Source organism: Paenalicyclobacillus macrosporangiidus (genome assembly GCF_900116805.1).
GTDB lineage: Bacteria > Bacillota > Bacilli > Alicyclobacillales > Alicyclobacillaceae > Alicyclobacillus_H > Alicyclobacillus_H macrosporangiidus.
The window spans coordinates 1-1,596 of sequence record NZ_FPBV01000079.1 but is presented as its reverse complement, the minus strand read 5'-3'; the positions used below and the strand labels follow the sequence as shown (position 1 = coordinate 1,596).

Sequence of the window (1,596 nt, the reverse complement as noted above, 5' to 3'; positions counted from 1 at the left end):
TTGCAAGCCCCGCAGAGATGCGGGGCTAGCGTGCGTGTGGTACAAACTTTCACCCACAATCCGCGTCGTCTCAAGGGTACTGTCAAACTTGAGCTCGAGAAGTCGCTCATGCGCTCTTTTTCGGCAGGAAATTGGTTGAATGCCCACCACAACATCCTCATCACGGGCCCAACCGGTGTCGGGAAGAGTTACATCGCCTGTGCGCTTGGGAACTTTGCTTGTCGGCAAGGGAGAACGACCCGCTACTTCCGCACCTCGAGAATCATGAGTGAGCTGGCAATGGCGCGAGGTGACGGGTCGTTTCAGCGGGTGTTGAGTAAACTGGCCAAGACCGAGGTTCTAATCCTGGACGACTTTGGTCTATCACCGCTGACCAGCAACCAGTGTACCGACCTGATGGAAGTCATCGACGACAGGACGAACGCGGTTACCATCATCGCCAGCCGGCTCCCGATAGAAAACTGGTATGCGACGTTTGAAGACCCGACCACCGCCGACGCGATACTGGACAGGCTTGTACACAACGCGTATAAGATCAGGTTGACGGGTGAATCGATGCGGAAGATTCGCGGCTTTTTGACCGAGGACTCTGCCGAAACCCGCGAGTGAATTTCCAGTTCGCCGAGCACTTTTCAGCAGGGCAAACCGGGATCTCGGAGGGGAATATCACTCGGCTGAAAAAGTGGTCGGTTTGAAGTGGAATCGGTGGTCGGTTTGGAGCGGAATAGGTGGTCGATTTCGTCGTAATACGCAATTATTTCATAGTCATCCATTTTTGACCAACTGGCAATACACCTTTTTACTAATTCTGGCTTTTCGGTTTTTCCGAACCAACAATAATGTATCCTCCTGGGAATCGTCACACATCTCAACCCCTTTCAGTCAATATTATTTTTGCAAAGTCTCGGGTCCAAGTCATCCCATCACCTGGGAGGCGGTGTAGCTGCGTATTCCGATGCATTTGGACACCTAATCCGATAACTCTTGGACACTCAGTCCAATAACTTTTGGACACTCGTTCCGATAAGTCTTGGACAGGCAGATTGCCCGCCGTGCAACTATTGCTTATTTAGTCATAATGAACGAGGCGGCTCCGTTTCGTACGCCGTGGATTACACTGAAAGTAAGGTCCAGTGCAGAGCCACATACGAAAGGAGCCGCATGTATGAAGCATATCACAAAGTACGTTGGTTTGGATGTGTCGAAGGAAACGATTGCGGTAGCTGTAGCTGAAAGCGGGCGAGGTGAAGCTCGGTTCGTAGGGACAATCCCTAACACGGTCGAAGCCATCAGGAAGCTTGTACGTCAACTGAGTGGTGAAAACGTTCGGTTGGAATTTTGCTATGAAGCGGGGCCGACCGGCTATGGACTCTATCGATTGCTTCGAGCTATGGATCTATCGTGCTTCGTTGTCGCCCCGTCGTTGATTCCGGTGCGTCAGGGCGATCGAGTCAAAACGGATCGGAGAGACGCGCTGAGGTTGGCTCAGTTACTACGTGCAGGTGAATTGACACCCGTGTGGGTACCGGCCGAGGCTGACGAGACTTTGCGCGACCTTGTTCGTGCCCGGGAAGACGTGCTTGAGGACCGGTTGCG

2 protein-coding genes are annotated in these 1,596 nt (G+C 52.6%); both read left to right on the top strand.

All coding sequences use genetic code 11. From position 1 onward, the window contains the following. Window positions 1–609, top strand: a 609-nt coding sequence (locus BM357_RS18720) for an ATP-binding protein (RefSeq protein ID WP_217647720.1), incomplete at its 5' end; no start/stop codon positions are given. Window positions 610–1,165: 556 nt separating this feature from the next. Next, on the top strand, window positions 1,166–1,596 hold a 431-nt coding region (locus tag BM357_RS18715; protein ID WP_139234817.1), incomplete at its 3' end, for an IS110 family transposase.